Source organism: Roseomonas gilardii (assembly GCF_001941945.1).
GTDB lineage: Bacteria > Pseudomonadota > Alphaproteobacteria > Acetobacterales > Acetobacteraceae > Roseomonas.
The window spans coordinates 1448430-1466897 of the sequence record NZ_CP015583.1 but is presented as its reverse complement, the minus strand read 5'-3'; the positions used below and the strand labels follow the sequence as shown (position 1 = coordinate 1466897).

The following is an 18468-nucleotide window of genomic DNA, read 5'->3' as shown; positions in this document are numbered from 1 at the left end:
GCCGCGTTTCCGCGCGCCCGGTCGGCATCGGGCGGCCACTAGACACGAGATCCCCGATGAAGCCCGATATCCATCCCGACTATCACGAGATCACGGTCATCATGACCGACGGCAGCACCTTCAAGACCCGCTCCTGCATGGGCAAGGAAGGCGACACGCTGCGTCTGGACATCGATCCGAAGTCCCATCCGGCCTGGACCGGCCAGCAGCGCGTGATCGACACGGGCGGGCAGATCGCCAAGTTCAACAAGAAGTTCGCCGGCATCGGCGCCCGCAAGAAGGGCTGAGCCGACCTGGCTCCCCCTGGCCAGGCCGGGGGCATGGGCGCTTTCCGGGCCTCGCGGGTCTTCCCGTGGGGCCCTTCGCGTTTCCTGGGGAGCCTTCCGATCCGGCCGGCTCCCGGGATGGTGCCGGGTCCGACCTCCGGTGGCGGAGCCCCGCGGGGCGCCACCGGGGGGAACTCCCGGAAGGGTCTTCCGGAGCCTTTTCCCATTGGCCAGGGGTCTTGAACGCACTGTTTCCCCTTCCAATCTTCCCCTTGCCAGCGATGCCCGATCGGGGTCGCCGGCGCGGCAGCGGCCAGCACATCGCCCCCGATGGGATGTCCTCCGGCTCGCATGCCGCTCCGCAACCGGACCTTGCTTGGCTTGAGGAGGTTCTCGTGAACGCTTTCGACCTTTCCCCCCTTCTGCGCACCGCCATCGGCTTCGACCGCATGGCGCGGCTGGTGGACACCGCCCGCGCCGCCGCGGATGGGCCCGCCTATCCACCCTATAATATCGAGCGCGTGTCGGATGACGGCTATGTGCTGACGATGGCCGTGGCGGGCTTCGGCCCCGACGACATCGAGATCACGGCGCAGGACAATGTCCTCGTGGTGTCCGGCAAGGCGGCGCAGGATGACACGCAGCGCCGCTACCTGCATCGCGGCATCGCCGGCCGCGCCTTCGAGCGCCGCTTCGTGCTCGCGGACCATATCCAGGTCCAGGGCGCCGACATGGAGAACGGCCTCCTGCACGTCTCCCTGAAGCGCGAGGTGCCCGAGGCGCTGAAGCCCCGCCGCATTGCCATCGGAACGGCCGCGCCGCGCGCCGCCCTGGAAGTGGCGAACGAATCGGGTGAAGGCCAGCCCAGGGCCGCCTGACTTCGGCCTGAGCCCACGGGGCGCCGGTTTCCCCGGCTCCCCGGGGCGGCCCGCCGGCCGCTTTTCCGGGATCGATGGGCTGGCGGAGCGATCCGCCAGCCCTTTTGCTTTCGCCCCCGGGATGGTGCCTCCGGGCCTGTCCGACTCTTTTGATCGGGATTGGCCTGTCCGGGTTTTGACCCGGCCCGGGCCTCTCACTATAGGAGGCGCCGACCTGCCGCAGCGGGCCGCCCCTTGGCCCCTCCATGAGTCCGCCCCGTTCGCGGGGCTTTCCCCATGGCGGCCCCCTGATGCTCTTTGCCCGACGCTCCTTTTCCCGGGGGCCAGGCCCCTGTCCAGAGGTTACGCTCCGATGTCCAGCCCCCTGATGCCCAAGGCCACCGCCGTGTGGCTGATCGACAAGACCTCCCTCACCTTCGAGCAGGTGGCCGATTTCGTCGGCATGCATCCGCTGGAGGTGCAGGCGATCGCCGATGGAGAGGTGGCGCAGGGCATCGTAGGCTATGACCCCGTCGCCAACGGCCAGTTGACGCGTGACGAGATCGCGCGCTGCGAGACCGACCCCAAGGCGCGGCTGAAGCTGCTGGCCAGCCCGATCCCGGTGCCCAAGAAGCGCGGCAAGGGCGCCCGCTACATCCCCGTCTCCAAGCGCACCGACCGGCCGGACGGCATCCTGTGGCTGCTCCGCAACCATCCCGAGCTGACCGACACCCAGATCGAGAAGCTGCTGGCCACCACCAAGGAGACCATCGCCAAGGTGCGCGACCGCACCCATGCGAACTCCGCCAACATCAAGCCGCGCGATCCGGTGATCCTGGGCCTCTGTACCCAGTCGGAGCTGAACGCCGCCGTGGCCGCCGCCGCCGATCGCGCCCCGGGCGCGGCCCCGGCGATCATGCCGCTGGCGGAGGACGGGGCCGAAGCCGAGGGCAACTACTGAGCCGCGGCTCCGGCTTCCGGGCTCCCCGACGCGCCTTCCGGAGGCCGGTGCCGGAAGGCGCCGCCTTCCGCCGGGTGGCGTACGCCTTTCCTCCGCGTCGCGGCTAGGCCGGGCGGCCGCGCTTGCCGCTTCCGCCACCCCGGAGGCGGGTCAGCAGCGCCAGCACCGCCGCCTCCTCCGGCCGCAGGGTCCCGATCCGGTCCCGAAGTTCCTGTCCCGCCTCCTCCGCCACCTCCATCACCAGCCCGCCGGCGAGGTAGCCTTCCAGCAGGTCCGGGTGGACGTAGCACTTCCGGCACACGGTCGGCGTATTGCCCAGGCGCCGGGCGACGCGCTCGATGGCCTCGCGGATGTTGCGCCGGCCCGCCGCCTGGCTGTCGAAGCGCTCGAACTCCCGCAACGCCAGCGCCGCCATCACCGTCCCGGCCCAGGTGCGGAAGTCCTTGGCCGTGATGTCGCGCCCGGTGATCTCCCGCAGATAGTCGTTCACATCCTCGGACCGGATGGCGTGCGCCTCCCCGGCCTCGTCGCGATAGGCGAAGAGCTCCTGCCCCGGCAGGTCCTGGCAGGCCCGGATCACCCGCGCGACCCGGCGATCCCGCAGCCCGACCTGCCAGCGCTTGCCGCTCTTGCCCTTGAAGTCGAAGCGGATCTCGCCGCCGCCCAGCCGGACGTGCCGGTTCCGCAGCGTGGTCAGGCCATAGGAACCGTTCTGCGCGGCATAGTCCTCGTTGCCGACGCGGATCAGCGTTTCCTCCAGCAGCCGCACCACGGTCGCCAGCACCTTCTCCCGCGGCAGCCCGTGTCGCGCCATATCGGCCGCCACCCGCTTCCGGATCTCCGGCAGGCAGGCGGCGAATTCCAGCATGTGGCCGTATTTCGCCGCGTCCCGCGCTTCCCGCCAGTCGGGGTGGTAGCGGTACTGCTTGCGGCCTCGCTCGTCCCGGCCCGTGGCCTGGAGATGCCCGCTCGCCAACGGGCAGATCCAGACGTCGCGATAGGCGGGTGGAATGGCCAGCGCGCGGATACGGGCGAGCTCCGTCTTGTCGCGTAGCGGATGCCCCTCCGGATCGCGATAGGCGAAGCCGCTTCCCGCCCGCCGGCGCGTGATCCCCGGTGCCTCGTCGGACACATAGCGCAGCCCCGCCGACCGGGCGGCCCGCCGCAGTTCCGGCGGTGTGCCACCCGGGGCTTGTCCGTGTGGGGGCGGTCCCTGCGGGGCTGGGTCGTGGCGGGCGGCGTCGAGGGACATCGGGCGGGTTCTCCGCACCGGAAAACCGGCCAGCCGCCCGGGCGGTTGCGTCCGCCTGCCGGGCGTGACGGGGTGGCCATCGCGGTGGGGAATGGAGGAGTGGGGGCACCGGAGGCCCGGCCGGGCCTCCGGTGCCCCCTCGGGCTCAGCCCGTCGCGCCGCGCAGGCGCTCCATCTCCTCCTTCAGACGTAGTTTCTCCAGCTTCAGGCGGGTCAGTTCCGCCTCATCGGGCTTGGGACGGTGGGTTTCGGCGGAGAGCCTGGCCTCCAGCGCGGCGTGACGTTCTTCCAGCGAACGCAGGCGCGGGGCAGTCTGCATGAGCCTTGGTTCCTTCTCCCGATTAGCGGCTGTCAGGGCCGCACATGTATGTTATGGGCGCGGACCCCTTCGGGTTGCAGCCCTTTCCGGAACCGTCGCCCCATATGCTCGCCGATCGCGACAGCCTCCTTCGCCGCCTCCACGAGCTCCGAAGCGAGCACCGGGACCTGGACTCCGTCATCACGCGCATGGAACTGGGCGTCAGCGACCAGCTCCAGATGCAGCGCCTCAAGAAGCGGAAACTGAAGTTGAAGGACGAGATCGTCTGGCTCGAAAGCCAGCTTCTTCCGGACATCATTGCGTGACGGAGGCCGCCCTGACCAGTCCCCGAATGCCCTCCCCCGGAGCGCCTGACGCCACGCCGCTGGTGGGGATCATCATGGGCAGCCGCTCCGACTGGGAGACGATGCGCCACGCTGCCGAGATCCTGACCGCGCTGGAAGTCCCGCACGAGACCCGCGTGGTCTCGGCCCACCGCACCCCGGACCGCCTCTACGACTATGCCCGCGGCGCCGCGGGGCGCGGCCTGCGGGTGATCATCGCCGGGGCCGGCGGGGCCGCGCACCTGCCCGGCATGGCCGCCGCGATGACCTCGCTGCCCGTGCTGGGCGTGCCGGTGGAAAGCCAGGCGCTGAAGGGCATGGATTCGCTGCTCTCCATCGTCCAGATGCCCGCCGGCATCCCTGTCGGCACGCTCGCCATCGGCCGCGCCGGGGCGGTGAATGCCGGGCTGCTGGCGGCCGCCATCCTGGCCGGCACCGACGAGGCCCTGGCGGACCGGCTGGCGGCGCATCGCCGCGCGCAGACCGAATCCGTGCCGGAGAATCCCGCGTGAGCACCGCCCCCCTCCCCCCGGGCGCCACGATCGGCATCCTGGGCGGCGGGCAGCTCGGCCGCATGACCGCCATGGCCGCGGCCCGCCTCGGCTACCGCTGCCATGTCTATGCGCCGGAGGAGGATTCCCCCGGCATGCAGGTCGCCGCCGCCCGCACCGTCGCGCCCTATGAGGATGTCGCGGCGCTGGAGCGTTTCGGCCGCGCCGTGGACGTCGTCACCTTCGAGTTCGAGAACGTGCCTGTCGCCTCGCTGGATGCGCTGGAGGCCGTGGTGCCCTGCCGCCCCGGGCGCCGCGCGCTTTCCGTGTGCCAGGACCGGCTGCTGGAGAAGGCCTTCCTGGCCGAGGCCGGCGTTCCCGTCGCGCCCTGGCGCGCGGTGCATAGCCGCGAGGACCTGTCGGCCGCCGTGGCGGCGCTCGGGCTGCCCGCCGTGCTGAAGACCACGCGCCTGGGCTATGACGGCCGGGGCCAGGCGGTGCTGCGGGAGGATTCCGATCTCGACGCGGCCTGGGAGCGGCTTTCCCCGCGCCCGCTGATCCTGGAGGCCTTCGTTCCCTTCGTGATGGAGGTGTCGGCCATCGCCGCGCGCGGGCTCGACGGCAGCGTGGCGACCTATGACGTGGCCGAGAACCGCCACGCCCATCACATCCTCGACCTGTCCTTCGCCCCCGCCCGCATCCCGGCGACGGTGGCGGAGCAGGCGCGGCGCCATGTCGCGCGGGTGGCGGAGGCGCTGGACCTCGTCGGCGTGGTGGCGGTGGAGTTCTTCCTGATGGAGGACGGCACCCTGTTGGGCAACGAGATCGCCCCGCGCCCGCACAATTCCGGCCACTGGACGCCGGAGGCCTGCATCGCCGGTCAGTTCGAACAGCAGGCCCGCGCCGTCGCCGGGCTGCCGCTCGGCGCCACCACGCGCCATGCCGACGCGGTGATGCGGAACCTGATCGGCCCCGAGGGTATGGCGCGCTGGCCCGCGATTCTCGGCGCGCCCGGCGTGGTGGGGCAGCTCTATGGCAAGGGCGCCCCGCGCCCCGGCCGGAAGATGGGCCATGCCAACCTTCTCCTGCCGCCCGGCACCCTGGCGGAGACGGACGAGACGGCCCTTCTCGGCCGAATCTGAGGCCTGCCACGGGGGAAGGCTTCCGGCCCCGGAACGCTCGTGGCAACGCTGCCACAGTGATGCAGAAACGAGACGCAGACGGATGCTTTCCGGGAAAGCCAATGCTATCTCCCCGTTACGCCGCAGCGTGAATCGGGGGGTTCTTCCTCACAGGTCTGCGGTTGCGATGCCCTGATGGGATCGAGGGAGAATTTATGATGAGCCTTCGCAAGGCACTGATGGCCGCGACGATCCTGTCGCTGCCGCTGGCCGCCCAGGCGCAGCCGATCACCGGCCTGTATGTCGGTGGCGGCGCGGGCGCGAACTGGGTGCAGAGCAGCACGAACAATGTCGACTCCGACTCCTCCGTCCGCGTTCGCCTCGGCCTGCCGAACGACAGCCTGAAGGCGAAGTACGAGCTGGGCTGGGGCGGTGTCGCCAGCATCGGCTGGGGCTTCGGCAACGGCCTGCGGATCGAGGCCGAAGGCAGCTACCGCGAGAACGACATCGACCAGCTCAGCGCCTTCGGCACGCGCGGCTACTCGATCGGCGGCAAGCAGCGCACCTATGGCGCGATGGGCAACGTCTTCTATGACTTCGCCCTGCCCAGCTTCATCCCGCAGTTCACCCCGGTCGTGCCCTATATCGGCGCCGGCGTGGGCTACCAGTGGGTGCAGATGGACAACGCGACCGGCCGCTATGGCCCGAACGCCCGTCTGGTGATCGACGACACCAACGGCCAGTTCGCCTACCAGGGCATCGCCGGCCTCGCCTTCCCGATCCCGGCCGTCCCCGGCCTGTCGTTCACGGCGGAATACCGCTTCCTGGGCACGCTGTCGCCGCAGTTCGACACCGAGATCCAGAGCGTGGCCGCCAACGGCACCCGCACGGTCCTGTCGCGCTCGAAGACCGAGTTCGACAACTACAACCACTCGGCGATGCTGGGCCTGCGCTACGCCTTCAACACGCCGACCCCGCCGCCCCCGCCGGTTGGCCCGGTTGTGGCTCCGCAGGCCGTGGCCCGCACCTACCTCGTGTTCTTCGATTGGGACCGTTACAACCTGACGGACCGCGCCCGGCAGATCATCGCCGAGGCGGCGCAGAACGCGCGCAGCACGGGCTCGACCCGCATCGAGGTGGCCGGCCACGCCGACCGCTCCGGTACGCCGCAGTACAACATGGGCCTGTCGCGCCGCCGCGCCGACGCCGTGGCCGCCGAGCTGGTGCGCAATGGCGTGCAGCGTTCGGAGATCACGGTCGAGGCCTTCGGCGAGAGCCGTCCGCTGGTGCCGACCGCCGATGGCGTGCGCGAGCCGCAGAACCGCCGCGTGGAGATCGTCCTGCGCTGATCGCGCAGACGCTCCATACGTCGCTTCAGGAAAGGGGGCCGGTCCGCGAGGACCGGCCCTTCTTCTTTGTGCCCGCCCCAGGCAGGCGCCCTGGCCGGATGGCGCCCCGCGGGCCGTACCATCGGCCGGACAGCGGGCATGAAAAAGGGCGCCCGGAGGCGCCCTCTTCATAGCTTCTGTCCCCGCGATGCCCCCCGACCCCCCGGGGTGGCCTCTCGGGTCCAGGCCTGCCCTCAGTGCTTCTTGGTGGTGGCCGACACCTTGCGGACCTGCGGCTTGCTCGGCGCCGCCGTGCGGGTCACCGCCGCGGTGGTGGTGGTGGCGCATTCCGAGCGGCCATGCGGGTTCGACAGGTTGTTGGCGATCGCCAGGCGCGACAGGGCCGTCACGTCGTTGGGCGCCTCCAGGGCGGTCTTGATGAGGTCCGCGCTGTTCTGGCAGAAGCGCGAGCCCATCCGGATGCCTTCCTGCGACTGCACGTTCGCCAGGGAGGTGATGTAGCTGTCCAGCGCCTTCTGGCCACCGGCGCGGCGGTAGCTGGCGTCGATGGTCTTGTAGGCGCCGTGAAGCTGCGTGTTATAGCGCTTCACGAACTCGTTATAGACGTCCTCGTGCTTGCAGGTCAGCGCCACAACCATCAGCTGGCTCTGGAGCGCGCGCACGTCGAAGGCCGCCTTTTCGGTCGGCTGGATGCAGGACTGAGCAAGGGCAGGCGTGGCGGCGCCGGCGAAGGCCGCTGCCAGGCCGGCGAGCAGAAAGCGAGACGGCTTCATCGCAGCCGGGTTCTCCGATCAAGAATGGCGAGGGCACCCCCTGCCCCCACACGCCCTATAATGGCCGCCAGCCGCCCTGCACAGGAGAGATTTTCGGGAAGCTGGATCAAGGGAGAGCAATGGCTTGCGGTTCGTTGCCGAAATGCCATGGCAGAAGCGTCAGGCAACCCGCCCCCATCGCGGACGTGGCTTCTGCAATTGTGCGAGGCGTGCCAGTTGCCGGTCCAGGAAGGCCAGCGTCGCGGCATCGTCCTCCGAGGGATCGCCCATCCAGTAGGCCAGGACGCTGCCATAGAGTCCCGCCAGGGTCGCGCGCCGCGTGTACCAGGACAGGTCGTCGGAACGGTCCCCCGCGGCCTCCCAGATCGCGCTGACGGTGCGCGCCAGGGTCCGGGCGGCGAGGCGGACGTTCCAGGGCAGCGCCTGCTGCGCCAGAGCCAGCCGCACCGCCTCCTTGTCGGGGCGCGCGAGCCGCAGCCGGGTGGCGATCAGGGTGCGGACCCGTTGCGGCGTGCGCAGCCCGGACAGGTCGGCGGCCTCCGCCATCTCGCGGTCCACCAGGTCGCACCAGGCTTCCAGCGCCCCCGGCGCCCCGGCGGGAAACAGCGATTCCACGATTTCCGGCGGCTGGCCGGCCGATGCGGCGCCGGCACGCAGGGCCGCCATGCTCCAGCCGAGGCGTGGCACATGCGGCAGGCTGGCCCGCAACAGGGCATCCCGCTCCGGGCTGCGCTCGGGCGGGGCGATCCGGGGCGGCGGCGGCAGGCAGGCGATCACGAAGCGGGCTCCGCCTCTTCCGCCTTCCGCCGCTCGGCGGCGGCGCGGGCGAGTTCCTGCTCGAAGCCCAGCAGCGTCAGATCCGGCATCCGCATGGTATAGAGCGTGCCCTCCAGATGGTCGTACTCGTGCTGCAGGACGCGGGCGCTCATGCCCTCGGCCTCGCCCCCGATCTCACGCCCATCGAGGTCCTGCGCCCGCCAGCGCACCCGCTTCGCGCGCGGCACGCAGCCGCGCAGGCCAGGGATGGAGAGGCAGCCCTCCCAGCCGCTCTCGACCTCCTCGCCCAGCGGCTCCAGCTCGGGGTTGATCAGGGCGCGCCCGCCCTCCCATTCCCGCACGACGAAGAGGCGCAGCGGCACATGCACCTGCGGTGCGGCGAGGCCGACTCCGCCGGCATCGAGCATGGTTTCCACCATGTCCTCCGCGAGGCGGCGGATCTCCGGGTCGCGCGGGTCGGCGACGGGCTCGGCACGGCGCAGCAGCACCGGATGGCCCATTCGCGCGATCTTGAGGATGGCCATCGACTGGTCCCTGGATAAAGAGAAACGGGAACCCCATCTGGGATGCCCGGTGCCGACTGGAAGGGCTTCCTTGCAGGCGGCGGACGTGCTATCGGCGCCGCTCCCGAGGATCGGGCGGCAGCGCCTGTGGTTCGGCACGTCATTTACCACCCTTTTTGGAACAGGAGGACCGAGCCGCGTGCAGGTCGTCGTTCGGGATAACAATGTTGACCAGGCCCTGAAGGCCCTGAAGAAGAAGCTCCAGCGCGAGGGCGTCTTTCGCGAGATGAAGCTCCGCCGGCACTACGAGAAGCCGTCCGAGCGCCGCGCCCGCGAGGCCGCCGAGGCCGTTCGACGCGCCCGCAAGGTCGAGCGCAAGCGCCTGGAGCGCGAGGGCTTCTGAGCCCTCCCCCTTCCCCCCGGGAAGGGCACCAGAGAGCTGCTTTGAAACACCGCGGTGCGGGTTCATCCCCGCAGACCGCGGTTTTTCAGTTTGGGGATGCCCGTTCCGGACAGTCCGGCAGGGGGCCGCCCAGGCTCCCGCACCACCCGCCCCCGGGGATGGACGACATCCCCGGGGGCCGTGCGCCGCTATTTCTGCAACGCTTGCACGATCTGCTGGGTGACTTTCTTGGCGTCCCCGAACAGCATCATCGTGTTGTCGCGGAAGAACAGCTCGTTCTCCACCCCGGCATAGCCGCTGGACATGCCGCGCTTGACGAAGAACACCGTCTTCGCCCGCTCCACGTCCAGGATCGGCATGCCGTAGATCGCCGAGGACTTGTCGGTCTTCGCCGCCGGGTTGGTCACGTCGTTGGCCCCGATCACATAGGCCACGTCGGCCTCGGCGAATTCGGGGTTGATCTCCTCCAGCTCCTTCACGTCGTCATAGGGCACGTTGGCCTCGGCCAGCAGCACGTTCATGTGCCCCGGCATGCGCCCCGCCACGGGATGGATGGCGTATTCCACCGTGGCGCCCTCCTTCTTCAGCAGGTCCGCCATCTCCCGCAGCACCTGCTGCGCCTGCGCCACCGCCATGCCGTAGCCGGGCACAATGATGATCTTGCCGGCGTTCTTCATGATGTAGGCCGCATCCTCCGGCGAGCCGGACTTCACCGGCCGTGCCGGCTGCGCCGCGCCGCCAGCGGCCGAGGCCGCGCCGGTATCCGAGCCGAAGCCGCCCAGCAGCACGTTGACGATCGAACGGTTCATGCCCTTGCACATGATGTAGGACAGGATCGCGCCCGAGGCGCCGACCAGCGCGCCGGTGACGATCAGCAACAGGTTGCCGACGGTGAAGCCGATGCCCGCCGCCGCCCAGCCGGAATAGCTGTTCAGCATGGACACCACGACCGGCATGTCCGCGCCCCCGATCGGGATGATCAGCAGGAAGCCGAGCGCGAAGGAGAGGATCGCGATCAGCCAGAACAGCACCGCGCTGCCGCTGGCGACGAAGCCGATCACCAGGAGCAGCAGCAGGATGCCGAGCCCCAGGTTCAGCCAGTGCTGCCCCCGGAACAGGATCGGCGCGCCCGACATCAGCCCCTGGAGCTTGGCGAAGGCGATCACCGAGCCGGAAAAGGTGATGGCGCCGATGGCGAGGCCCAGCGACATCTCCACCAGCGACTGGGCATGGATCGCGCCCGGCACGCCGATGCCGAAGCTCTGCGGTGCGTAGAAGGCGGCGGCCGCGACGCAGACGGCGGCGAGGCCCACCAGCGAGTGGAAGGCCGCCACGAGCTGCGGCAGCGCCGTCATCTGGATGCGGTTGGCGAGATAGGCGCCGATGCCGCCGCCGATCACGAGGCCCGCCAGCACGATGGCGATGCCGCCGCCCGACATGCCCGGCTGGGCCAGGGTCGCGACCACCGCGATGCCCATGCCGATCATGCCGAAGAGGTTGCCGCGCCGGCTGGTCTCCGGATGGCTCAGCCCGCGCAGCGCCAGGATGAACAGGACGGCGGCGACGAGATAGGCCAGCGTCGAGAGGGTGTGCGACATGCCCTCAGCCCTTCCGCTTGAACATCGCGAGCATCCGGCGCGTGACCAGGAAGCCGCCGAAGATGTTCACGCTCGCCAGCGTCACGGCCAGGAAGCCGAAGACCTTGGCGGCGATGGAATCGCCCAGGCCCGTGGCCAGGATGGCGCCCACCACGATCACCGAGGAGATGGCGTTGGTGACGCCCATCAGCGGCGAGTGCAGCGCCGGCGTCACGTTCCACACGACGTGGTAGCCGACGAAGCAGGCCAGCAGGAAGATCGTCAGCAGCAGCAGGAAGGGCTCCACCACGGCGGCGCCATGGGCGACCTGCTCCATCGCCGCCGGGGCATGCTGCTCCGCCACCAGGCGGGCCTGGCGGGCGAGGTCGAGCGCCTGCGCCGCCAGGGCATCGGCCCGGCCCGCCAAGCCCTGGGCGGTCTCGTTCGGGTTCATCGCTGTTCCCCCCTCAGTTGTTCTGGAATTGCGGGTGGACGACCGCGCCGCCGCGGGTCAGCAGGACCCCACGCACGATCTCGTCCTCCTCCGGCAGTTTCGGCATCCCGGCCTCCTTGTCCCAGAAGGTGGTCAGGAAGGTCAGCAGGTTGCGGGCATAGAGGCTGCTCGCCGCCGCCGGGATGCGGGCCGGCCAGTTGCGCCAGCCCAGCACCTTCACCCCGTTCTCCGTGGTCACCGCCTCGCCCGGCACGGTCGCGGCGCAGTTGCCCCCCGCATCGGCGGCGATGTCCACCACCACCGCGCCCGGTTTCATCGCGGCGACCATGGCATCGGTCAGCAGCACCGGGGCCTTGCGCCCCTGCACCAGCGCCGTGCAGATCACGATATCCGCCTTGGCGGCGGCGGCGGCCACGACCTCGGCCTGCTTGCGCAGGTATTCCGGGCTCATCGCCTTGGCATAGCCGCCGGCGGTCTGGGCGGCGGCGCTTTCCTCGTCTTCCACGCCGACGAAGCTGGCACCGAGGGACTTGATCTCCTCCTTGGCCGCCGGACGCACGTCGGAGGCCGAGACGCGCCCGCCCAGCCGCCGCGCCGTGGCGATGGCCTGTAGCCCCGCCACGCCCGCGCCCAGCACCAGCACATTCGCCGCCGGGATGGTGCCCGCCGCCGTCATCAGCATCGGAAAGCCCCGGTCGAAGGCCCCCGCCGCCTCGATCACCGCGCGGTAGCCCGCAAGGTTCGCCTGGGAGGACAGCACATCCATGCTCTGCGCCCGGGTGATGCGCGGGGCCAGTTCCATGGCGCAGGCGGTGATGTGGCGGGCCGCATAGGCCTGGTTGCGCTCAGGCGCGGAGGTCGTCTCCAGCGTGCCGATCAGCACGGCGCCCTCGGGGATCAGGGCGATCTCGTCCACCTCCCCCTCGCCCGCCGCCAGCGGCGCGCGGACCTTGAGCACGATCCCCGCCCCGGCCAGGGCCGCCGCGGCATCCGGCGCGATCTCCGCCCCCGCCTCGGCATAGGCGGCATCGGGAATGCCGGCGGACATCCCGGCCCCTTTCTCCACCGCCACGGTCAGGCCGAGGCCGATCAGCTTGCGGACCGTCTCGGGCGTCGCCGCCACCCGTGCCTCCGTGGCACGCCTTTCCTTCGGTACAGCCAGGCGCATGCAGGCTTCCCTCCGCTTTCCGTTTCTGCCCGGTCACGATCACCGGGCGGCGGAAGGGCCGCAAGAGAGCAGGTCGCGAATTCCGGAAAGCCGGCCCCCGCGGGCGGGATCAGCCCGCCGCCGGCACCTCCGCCTGGCGCAGCGCCTCGGCCTGGCGGGCCGCGAGGGCATCCTCGTCATAGCCGGCGATCAGCTCCTCGAAGAGCCGGTGCCAGTTCTGCCGCGCCCTCAGCCGCAGGAAGGCGCTGCCCAGGCCCACCGTGGACCGGTCCATCAGCACGAATTCCCGCGGCGGCCGCACGCCGCCGGTCTTCTTCAGCCCGGCATGCACCTCCTCCGCCACCTTGCGCCCGAATTGCGGGTCCTGGGTCTCGGAGATCGGGCGGACCCGGTCGTCGATCAGCGGCTCGTGCAGGAAGCGCGCCCATTTCATCAGCACCGCCCAGGTTTCCCGCGGCAGGTTGCGGAAGCCCCAGGCCTCGAAGGCATGGATGGCCTTGTCGTCGTCGCCGTCGCGCACCGCCTCGTAGAGCCGCACCACGGCGGTGACGAAATGCGGCGGGAAGACGCGGATGGTGCCGAAATCGAGCAGGTTGATCCCGTGCAGGTCGGACCGGATCTGGTAGTTGCCCAGATGCGGGTCCCCATGGATCACGCCGTAATGGTAGAAGGGCACGTACCAGGCGCGGAACAGCACCCGCGCATAGGCGTCGCGTTCCTCCTGCGGCGGGTCCTCGTCGATGCGCGACTGGATCGCGCGGCCGTCGAGCCAGGTCATGGTCAGCAGCCGCTTGGTGGTCAGCTCCGGCACCGGCTCGGGCACGCGGATCTCCGGCTCGCCCGCCAGCATCAGGCGATAGAGCCGCATATGCGCGGCCTCGCGCTCGTAGTCGAGCTCCTCCCGCAGCCGCTCGCTCAGCTCGGCATAGACGTCGTCGCTCTGGATCGAGCTGTCCATGCGCGCATAGATGCCCATGGCGAGGCGGAGCTGCCGCAGATCGGCCTCCACCACGCTCGGCATGTCCGGGTATTGCAGCTTGCAGGCCACCTCCCGCCCGTCCGGCAGGGTGGCGCGGTGCACCTGCCCCAGCGAAGCCGCCGCCGCCGCCTCCTGGCCGAAGGCGGAGAAGCGCGACTGCCAGGCCGGCCCCAGCTCGGTGGACATGCGCCGCCGCACGAAGGGCCAGCCCATCGGTGGGGCATTGGACTGGAGCTGCGACAGCTCCCGCGCATATTCCTCGGGCAGCGCGTCGGGGATGGTGGAGAGAAGCTGCGCCACCTTCATCATCGGGCCCTTCAGCCCGCCCAGCACCGCCTTCAGGTCCTCGGCATGCGCGGACTTGTCGGTCTTCAGTCCGAGATACCGCTCCCCCGCCACGCGGGCGGCGATGCCGCCCACGGCGCCGGAGGTGCGGGCCATGCGGCGGATCTCGCCGAACAGGCTGTTGCCGCGTCTTGTATCGCTCATGCGGTCCTCACGCCGCCCCGGCGGGGGCCGGCTGTTCCAGCTCGGTGATGAAGCCGTCGATCACGTCGAGACCCTTGTTCCAGAAGCCGGGGTCGGAGGCGTCGAGGCCGAAGGGGGCCAGCAGCTCCTTGTGCCGCAGCGTGCCGCCGGCGCGCAGCAGGTCGAGATACTTCCGCTGGAAATCCGGCACCTCCCCGGACTGGTAGACGCTGTAGAGCGCGTTCACCAGGCAGTCCCCGAAGGCATAGGCATAGACGTAGAAGGGCGTGTGCACGAAGTGCGGCACATAGGCCCAGTACACGTTGTAGTCCGGCGTGAACTCGAAGGCCGGACCCAGGCTCTCGCCCTGCACGCCCATCCAGATCTCGCCGATCTGCTCGGAGGACAGCTCGCCCTTGCGCCGCGCCTCGTGCAGACGGGATTCGAAGGTGTAGAAGGCGATCTGCCGCACCACCGTGTTCAGCATGTCCTCCACCTTGCCGGCCAGCAGCATGCGGCGGCGGGTGGGGTCGGTCTCGGCATCCAGCACGGCGCGGAAGGTCAGCATCTCGCCGAAGACGCTGGCCGTCTCGGCGAGCGTGAGCGGCGTGCCGGAGCGCAGGTAGCCCTGCTTCGAGGCCAGGATCTGATGCACGCCATGGCCCAGCTCATGGGCCAGCGTCATCACGTCGCGCGACTTGCCGTGGTAGTTCAGCAGCAGATAGGGATGCACCGAGGGCACGGTCGGGTGCGCGAAGGCGCCGGATGCCTTGCCCGACCGCGGCGGCACGTCGATCCAGGGGCCGTCGAAGAAGCGCCGGCCGATCGCGGCCAGTTCCGGGGAGAAGGCGTTGTAGGCGGCGAAGACGCGCTCCTTGGCCTCGGACCAGGGGATGGTGCGGTCCTCCTCCTGCGGCAGGGGCGCGTTGCGGTCCCAGTGCTGCAGCTTCTCCAGGCCCAGCCACCTCGCCTTCATCGCGTAGTAGCGGTGCGACAGGCGCGGGTAGCTCGCGCGCACGGCGGAAACCAGCGCGTCCACCACCTCGTCCTCGACCATGTTGGCCCGGTTGCGGGACGAGCCGGGGCGGGGGTAGCGGCGCCAGTTGTCGATGATCTCCTTGTCCTTGGCGAGCGTGTTGGTGATCAGCGAAAACAGCGGCGCACGCTCGCCGAAGGCCGCCGAGACCCCCTTGGCCGCCGCCTCGCGCACCGCGCGGTCCCGGTCGGAGAGCATGTTCAGCGCCGAGGAGACGGTCAGCTCCTCCTCCCCCACCCGCACCTTCATGGCCGCGATGGTCTCGTCGAACAGGCGGTTCCAGGCGGAGCGGCCGGTCACCTCCTTCTCGTGCAGCAGCTTCTCCAGCTCGTCCGAAAGCTGGTGTGGGCGGAACACCCGCAGGTCGCGCAGCCAGGGGCGCCAGGCGGCCAGGGCGGAGGATTCCGCCAGCTTGGCCTCCAGCACGGAATCCTCCAGCCGGTTCAGCTCCAGCGTCAGGAAGAGCAGGTGGCTGCTGATGTCGGTCGCCCGCTCCTGCATGGTCTGGTAGAAGCGGCCGTGTTCCGGCTTCGTGGCATCGCCCGCGAAGAGGAGCTGGGCGAAGGAGAGCACCCGCCCCAGGATCTCCTCCACCGCCTCGTAGCGCCGGATCACCCCGGCCAGGGCGTCGCCGGACAGGTCCGCAAGCTTTCCGGCGGCTTCCGCCTCCAGCGCCCGGGCCTCCGCCTCCGCATGGCCGAGATCGGCGTTGAGCTTCGGGTCCTCGATTCCCGCATAGAGGTCCGACAGGTCCCATTCCGGCAGGGCCTCGCCCCCGCCGCCACCGGCGCGGCCGGAGATGTCAAGGGTGGCGCGGCCATGGCGGGCGGAGTCGGCTAGGCAGGTCGATCGAAACATGGAAATGCGTGCGCCTCGCGGGAGGAGTGGAACGGCCTGGATATATGACCACCCCGCCTCCCACCAAGACAGGCGGGCGATGACGATAGGGGGAAGCGACAGAATGACCGAACGCTGGGAAAGCCTCCCCGGCATGCTGCTGGGCCTGGCCGCGCGCTGGCGCGACCGCCCGATGCTGCGCCACTGGGTCCGGGACGGGTCGGGCGGGGGCTGGCAGCGGATGAGCTGGGCCGGATTCGCCCATGCGGTGGCCGCCACCGCCGCCGGGCTGCGCGCCCGCGGGGTCATGCCGGGCGACCGCGTGCTGCTGGTCAGCGAGAACCGGCCGGAATTCCCCGTCGCCGACACCGCCATCATGGCCATCGGCGCCGTGACCGTGCCGACCTATACCACCAACACCGTGGCGGACCACGCCCATATCCTGCGCGACAGCGGTGCCCGGGTGGCCATCGCCTCCACCGCCGCCCTGGCCGGCCGGGTCGCCGAGGCGGCGCGGCAGGCGCAGGAGGGACATGCGGACGGGAGCGGCGGCAACGATCCGGGGCTCGACCTGCTCGTCTGCATGGAGGACGCGCCGGGGACCCTGTCCTGGCAGGCGCTGACCGCCGATCCGGGCGACCTCGCCATGCTGATGGCAGAGGTGGCGCAGATCCCGCCCGGGCGGCTGGCCTGCCTCGTCTATACCTCCGGCACGGGCGGCCTGCCGCGCGGCGTGATGCTGCCGCACCGGGCCATGCTGGCGAACCAGGCCGGGCTGGCGGAGGTGGTGCGGCGGCTGAAGCTCGACGGGGAGTGCTACCTCTCCTTCCTTCCGCTCTCCCATGCCTACGAGCACACGGTCGGCAACTTCCTGCTGCCCTCGCTCGGCATGGAGGTCGTGTACAGCCGTGGCGCCGACCGGCTGGCGGCCGAGTTCACCGAGGTCGAGCCCGCCCTGGTGACGGCGGTGCCGCGCCTCTTCCAGGTGCTGCGCCACCGCATCCTGGCCCAGTTGGAAAAGGAGCCCGCCTGGAAGCAGCGCCTGTTCCACCGCGCCCTCGCCCTCGGCCTGCGGCGGATAGACGGGCCACCGCTGTCCCTGCTGGAGCGGATCGAGGACGCGGCGCTGGACCGGCTGGTGCGGCGCAAGCTGCGCGCCCGCTTCGGACGGCGGCTGGTGGCGCTGGTTTCCGGTGGCGCCCGGCTCGATCCGGAGCTTTCGGGCTTCTTCCTCGCCCTCGGCGTCACCGTGCTGCAGGGCTATGGCCAGACCGAGGCCGGGCCGGTGGTCAGCGTCAACCTGCCCTGGGACAACCGCCGCGACAGCGTCGGCGCGCCCCTGCCCGGCGTCGAGACCCGGATCGCCGGGGATGGCGAGCTGCTGTTGCGCGGCGAGTTGGTGATGGACGGCTACTGGAACGCCCAGGAGGCCACCGAGGCGGCGCTGGAGGACGGCTGGCTGCACACCGGGGACATCGCCGAGATCGACCCGGCCGGGCACATCGTCATCCACGACCGCAAGAAGGACTTCATCAAAACCCTGGGAGGTGACATGGTGAGTCCCGCCAAGATCGAGGGGCTGCTGATGGCGGAGCCGGAGATCGCCCAGGCCGTGATCGCCGGCGAGGGCCGCCCGGGCGTGGTGGCGCTGCTGGTGCCGGCGGATGGCGCGGAGGACCGGGTCGCTCCCGCGGTGGACCGGGTGAACAGGCGCCTGTCCAGCATCGAGCGCATCCGCCACTGGCGACCGGTGGCGCCCTTCACCGTCGAGAACGGGCTGATGACGCCGACCATGAAGGTCCGCCGCCGCCTCGTGCTGCAGCAGCATGCCCCGCTGGTGGAGGCGCTGTATTGAGCCATCGGGTCCACATCCTCGGCGCTTCCGGCAGCGGCACGACGACCCTGGGCGCGGCCCTGGCGAAGCGCCTCGGCTGCCCGCACGAGGATGCCGACCTCTACTACTGGCGGCGGACCGACCCGCCCTTCACGACCAAGCGGCCGGTGCCGGAGCGGCTGGCCCTGCTGGAGCGGGCGCTGGACGACGCCGCCGGCTGGGTGCTGAGCGGCTCCATGATCTCCTGGGGCGGAAGCCTCGTGCCCCGCTTCGACCTGGTGGTCTTCCTGAGCCTCGATCCGGCGGAACGGATGCGCCGCCTGCTGGCGCGGGAGGAGGCCCGCCACGGCGCCCGCATCCAGCCGGGCGGCGACATGGCGGAGGCGAGCGCCGCCTTCCTGGCCTGGGCCGAAAGCTATGACACGGCGGGGCCGGAAATCCGCTCCCGCGCCCTGCACGAAGGCTGGCTGGCCGGGCTGTCCTGCCCGGTTCTGCGGCTGCGCACGGAGATGCCGGTGCCGCAACTGGTGGAGCAGGTCTGCGCCGGGCTTTCCCGCATCCCCATCCGGCGCCGCGCGCGCCCCGCCAGCCTGCTGACGCAGCAGGCGCTGGACCGGTACTGATCCCGCGGGTGACGATCTCGGCCAGGGTAGCGAGGGCGCGGCGGGGCCGTGGCGGGCGATGGCGGAACACCGCGATCCTGCTCGCCTTCCTCTCCGC

General features: G+C 70.7%; 20 protein-coding genes. 10 read left to right on the top strand and 10 right to left on the bottom strand.

What is annotated here, in order from left to right; all coding sequences use genetic code 11:
- Window positions 1-56 precede the first annotated feature (56 nt).
- From rpmE to RGI145_RS06590, 3 genes are all read left to right on the top strand, one after another.
- Window positions 57-287, top strand: coding sequence for a 50S ribosomal protein L31 (gene rpmE, locus RGI145_RS06600; RefSeq protein WP_019459523.1), 231 nt, complete (start codon window positions 57-59; stop codon window positions 285-287).
- A 374-nt stretch (window positions 288-661) separates the two neighbouring features.
- The gene (locus RGI145_RS06595) at window positions 662-1144 is read left to right on the top strand and encodes an Hsp20 family protein (protein WP_075797735.1); all 483 of its coding nucleotides are present in this window, start codon (window positions 662-664) and stop codon (window positions 1142-1144) included.
- 352 nt (window positions 1145-1496) lie between these two features.
- On the top strand, window positions 1497-2084 hold the full coding sequence (locus tag RGI145_RS06590; RefSeq protein ID WP_027279783.1) for a DUF1013 domain-containing protein: 588 nt from the start codon (window positions 1497-1499) through the stop codon (window positions 2082-2084).
- Between the two features lie 103 nt (window positions 2085-2187).
- On the opposite strand, the gene RGI145_RS06585 is transcribed toward RGI145_RS06590, so the two are convergent.
- Both RGI145_RS06585 and RGI145_RS06580 read right to left on the bottom strand, forming a co-directional pair.
- A complete protein-coding gene (locus RGI145_RS06585; protein WP_075797734.1) occupies window positions 2188-3336 on the bottom strand; it encodes a DNA topoisomerase IB in 1149 nt (382 codons plus the stop codon).
- A 145-nt stretch (window positions 3337-3481) separates the two neighbouring features.
- Window positions 3482-3655, bottom strand: a complete 174-nt coding sequence (locus tag RGI145_RS06580; RefSeq protein WP_075797733.1) for a YdcH family protein — start codon at window positions 3653-3655, stop codon at window positions 3482-3484.
- 104 nt (window positions 3656-3759) lie between these two features.
- Here RGI145_RS06580 and RGI145_RS06575 point away from each other — a divergent pair, with 104 nt between their 5' ends.
- The 4 genes from RGI145_RS06575 to RGI145_RS06560 all read left to right on the top strand — a co-directional run bounded on the left by RGI145_RS06575 (window position 3760) and on the right by RGI145_RS06560 (window position 6939).
- A complete protein-coding gene (locus RGI145_RS06575; RefSeq protein WP_019459528.1) occupies window positions 3760-3960 on the top strand; it encodes a YdcH family protein in 201 nt (66 codons plus the stop codon).
- Between the two features lie 26 nt (window positions 3961-3986).
- Window positions 3987-4490 carry a 5-(carboxyamino)imidazole ribonucleotide mutase gene (gene purE, locus RGI145_RS06570; RefSeq protein ID WP_051417528.1) on the top strand — a complete coding sequence of 168 codons (504 nt, stop codon included), beginning with the start codon at window positions 3987-3989 and terminating at the stop codon, window positions 4488-4490.
- Window positions 4487-5611 (top strand): 5-(carboxyamino)imidazole ribonucleotide synthase, encoded by a 1125-nt coding sequence (locus RGI145_RS06565; RefSeq protein WP_075797732.1) that lies wholly within the window; start codon window positions 4487-4489, stop codon window positions 5609-5611. The genes purE and RGI145_RS06565 overlap by 4 nt, the downstream gene beginning before the upstream one ends.
- Window positions 5612-5808: 197 nt before the next feature.
- Window positions 5809-6939: an OmpA family protein gene (locus RGI145_RS06560; protein WP_075799891.1), complete on the top strand. Its 1131-nt coding sequence runs from the start codon at window positions 5809-5811 to the stop codon at window positions 6937-6939.
- Window positions 6940-7172: 233 nt separating this feature from the next.
- Here the strand turns inward: RGI145_RS06560 and RGI145_RS06555 are convergent, their stop codons facing one another.
- The 3 genes from RGI145_RS06555 to def all read right to left on the bottom strand — a co-directional run bounded on the left by RGI145_RS06555 (window position 7173) and on the right by def (window position 9013).
- Complete coding sequence (locus RGI145_RS06555) at window positions 7173-7712, bottom strand: hypothetical protein (protein WP_075797731.1); 540 nt, start codon at window positions 7710-7712, stop codon at window positions 7173-7175.
- A 159-nt stretch (window positions 7713-7871) separates the two neighbouring features.
- Entirely contained in the window at window positions 7872-8489 is a 618-nt protein-coding gene (locus RGI145_RS06550; protein ID WP_075797730.1) for a COQ9 family protein, read from the bottom strand.
- A complete protein-coding gene (gene def, locus RGI145_RS06545) occupies window positions 8486-9013 on the bottom strand; it encodes a peptide deformylase (RefSeq protein ID WP_075797729.1) in 528 nt (175 codons plus the stop codon). The genes RGI145_RS06550 and def overlap by 4 nt, the downstream gene beginning before the upstream one ends.
- A 178-nt stretch (window positions 9014-9191) precedes the next feature.
- On the opposite strand from def, the gene rpsU reads away from it, so the two are divergent.
- Window positions 9192-9395: a 30S ribosomal protein S21 gene (gene rpsU / locus RGI145_RS06540; RefSeq protein ID WP_019459559.1), complete on the top strand. Its 204-nt coding sequence runs from the start codon at window positions 9192-9194 to the stop codon at window positions 9393-9395.
- A gap of 188 nt (window positions 9396-9583) precedes the next feature.
- Here rpsU and RGI145_RS06535 read toward each other — a convergent pair whose 3' ends face one another.
- The 5 genes from RGI145_RS06535 to RGI145_RS06515 all read right to left on the bottom strand — a co-directional run bounded on the left by RGI145_RS06535 (window position 9584) and on the right by RGI145_RS06515 (window position 15935).
- The gene (locus tag RGI145_RS06535) at window positions 9584-10993 is read right to left on the bottom strand and encodes an NAD(P)(+) transhydrogenase (Re/Si-specific) subunit beta (RefSeq protein ID WP_075797728.1); all 1410 of its coding nucleotides are present in this window, start codon (window positions 10991-10993) and stop codon (window positions 9584-9586) included.
- Between the two features lie 4 nt (window positions 10994-10997).
- A complete protein-coding gene (locus tag RGI145_RS06530) occupies window positions 10998-11426 on the bottom strand; it encodes an NAD(P) transhydrogenase subunit alpha part 2 (RefSeq protein WP_075797727.1) in 429 nt (142 codons plus the stop codon).
- A gap of 13 nt (window positions 11427-11439) precedes the next feature.
- Window positions 11440-12594, bottom strand: coding sequence for a Re/Si-specific NAD(P)(+) transhydrogenase subunit alpha (locus RGI145_RS06525; RefSeq protein WP_075797726.1), 1155 nt, complete (start codon window positions 12592-12594; stop codon window positions 11440-11442).
- A gap of 109 nt (window positions 12595-12703) precedes the next feature.
- A complete protein-coding gene (locus tag RGI145_RS06520) occupies window positions 12704-14062 on the bottom strand; it encodes an ABC1 kinase family protein (RefSeq protein WP_075797725.1) in 1359 nt (452 codons plus the stop codon).
- A gap of 7 nt (window positions 14063-14069) precedes the next feature.
- The gene (locus tag RGI145_RS06515; protein ID WP_075797724.1) at window positions 14070-15935 is read right to left on the bottom strand and encodes a M3 family oligoendopeptidase; all 1866 of its coding nucleotides are present in this window, start codon (window positions 15933-15935) and stop codon (window positions 14070-14072) included.
- Between the two features lie 103 nt (window positions 15936-16038).
- Here RGI145_RS06515 and RGI145_RS06510 point away from each other — a divergent pair, with 103 nt between their 5' ends.
- Together RGI145_RS06510 and RGI145_RS06505 are read left to right on the top strand one after the other, a co-directional pair.
- Window positions 16039-17769, top strand: coding sequence for an AMP-dependent synthetase/ligase (locus tag RGI145_RS06510; RefSeq protein ID WP_075797723.1), 1731 nt, complete (start codon window positions 16039-16041; stop codon window positions 17767-17769).
- Entirely contained in the window at window positions 17766-18371 is a 606-nt protein-coding gene (locus RGI145_RS06505; protein ID WP_075797722.1) for an AAA family ATPase, read from the top strand. Before RGI145_RS06510 ends, RGI145_RS06505 begins: the two co-directional genes overlap by 4 nt.
- Window positions 18372-18468 lie beyond the last annotated feature (97 nt).

What these genes read in the sequence shown, in the direction of transcription:
- rpmE (WP_019459523.1), top strand. Translation starts at nt 57, where the DNA reads ATGAAGCCCGATATCCATCCCGACTATCACGAGATCACGGTCATCATG.
- RGI145_RS06590 (WP_027279783.1), top strand. Translation starts at nt 1,497, where the DNA reads ATGTCCAGCCCCCTGATGCCCAAGGCCACCGCCGTGTGGCTGATCGAC.
- RGI145_RS06585 (WP_075797734.1), bottom strand. Translation starts at nt 3,336, where the DNA reads ATGTCCCTCGACGCCGCCCGCCACGACCCAGCCCCGCAGGGACCGCCC.
- RGI145_RS06580 (WP_075797733.1), bottom strand. Translation starts at nt 3,655, where the DNA reads ATGCAGACTGCCCCGCGCCTGCGTTCGCTGGAAGAACGTCACGCCGCG.
- RGI145_RS06575 (WP_019459528.1), top strand. Translation starts at nt 3,760, where the DNA reads ATGCTCGCCGATCGCGACAGCCTCCTTCGCCGCCTCCACGAGCTCCGA.
- purE (WP_051417528.1), top strand. Translation starts at nt 3,987, where the DNA reads ATGCCCTCCCCCGGAGCGCCTGACGCCACGCCGCTGGTGGGGATCATC.
- RGI145_RS06560 (WP_075799891.1), top strand. Translation starts at nt 5,809, where the DNA reads ATGAGCCTTCGCAAGGCACTGATGGCCGCGACGATCCTGTCGCTGCCG.
- RGI145_RS06555 (WP_075797731.1), bottom strand. Translation starts at nt 7,712, where the DNA reads ATGAAGCCGTCTCGCTTTCTGCTCGCCGGCCTGGCAGCGGCCTTCGCC.
- def (WP_075797729.1), bottom strand. Translation starts at nt 9,013, where the DNA reads ATGGCCATCCTCAAGATCGCGCGAATGGGCCATCCGGTGCTGCTGCGC.
- RGI145_RS06535 (WP_075797728.1), bottom strand. Translation starts at nt 10,993, where the DNA reads ATGTCGCACACCCTCTCGACGCTGGCCTATCTCGTCGCCGCCGTCCTG.
- RGI145_RS06530 (WP_075797727.1), bottom strand. Translation starts at nt 11,426, where the DNA reads ATGAACCCGAACGAGACCGCCCAGGGCTTGGCGGGCCGGGCCGATGCC.
- RGI145_RS06525 (WP_075797726.1), bottom strand. Translation starts at nt 12,594, where the DNA reads ATGCGCCTGGCTGTACCGAAGGAAAGGCGTGCCACGGAGGCACGGGTG.
- RGI145_RS06520 (WP_075797725.1), bottom strand. Translation starts at nt 14,062, where the DNA reads ATGAGCGATACAAGACGCGGCAACAGCCTGTTCGGCGAGATCCGCCGC.
- RGI145_RS06515 (WP_075797724.1), bottom strand. Translation starts at nt 15,935, where the DNA reads ATGTTTCGATCGACCTGCCTAGCCGACTCCGCCCGCCATGGCCGCGCC.
- RGI145_RS06510 (WP_075797723.1), top strand. Translation starts at nt 16,039, where the DNA reads ATGACCGAACGCTGGGAAAGCCTCCCCGGCATGCTGCTGGGCCTGGCC.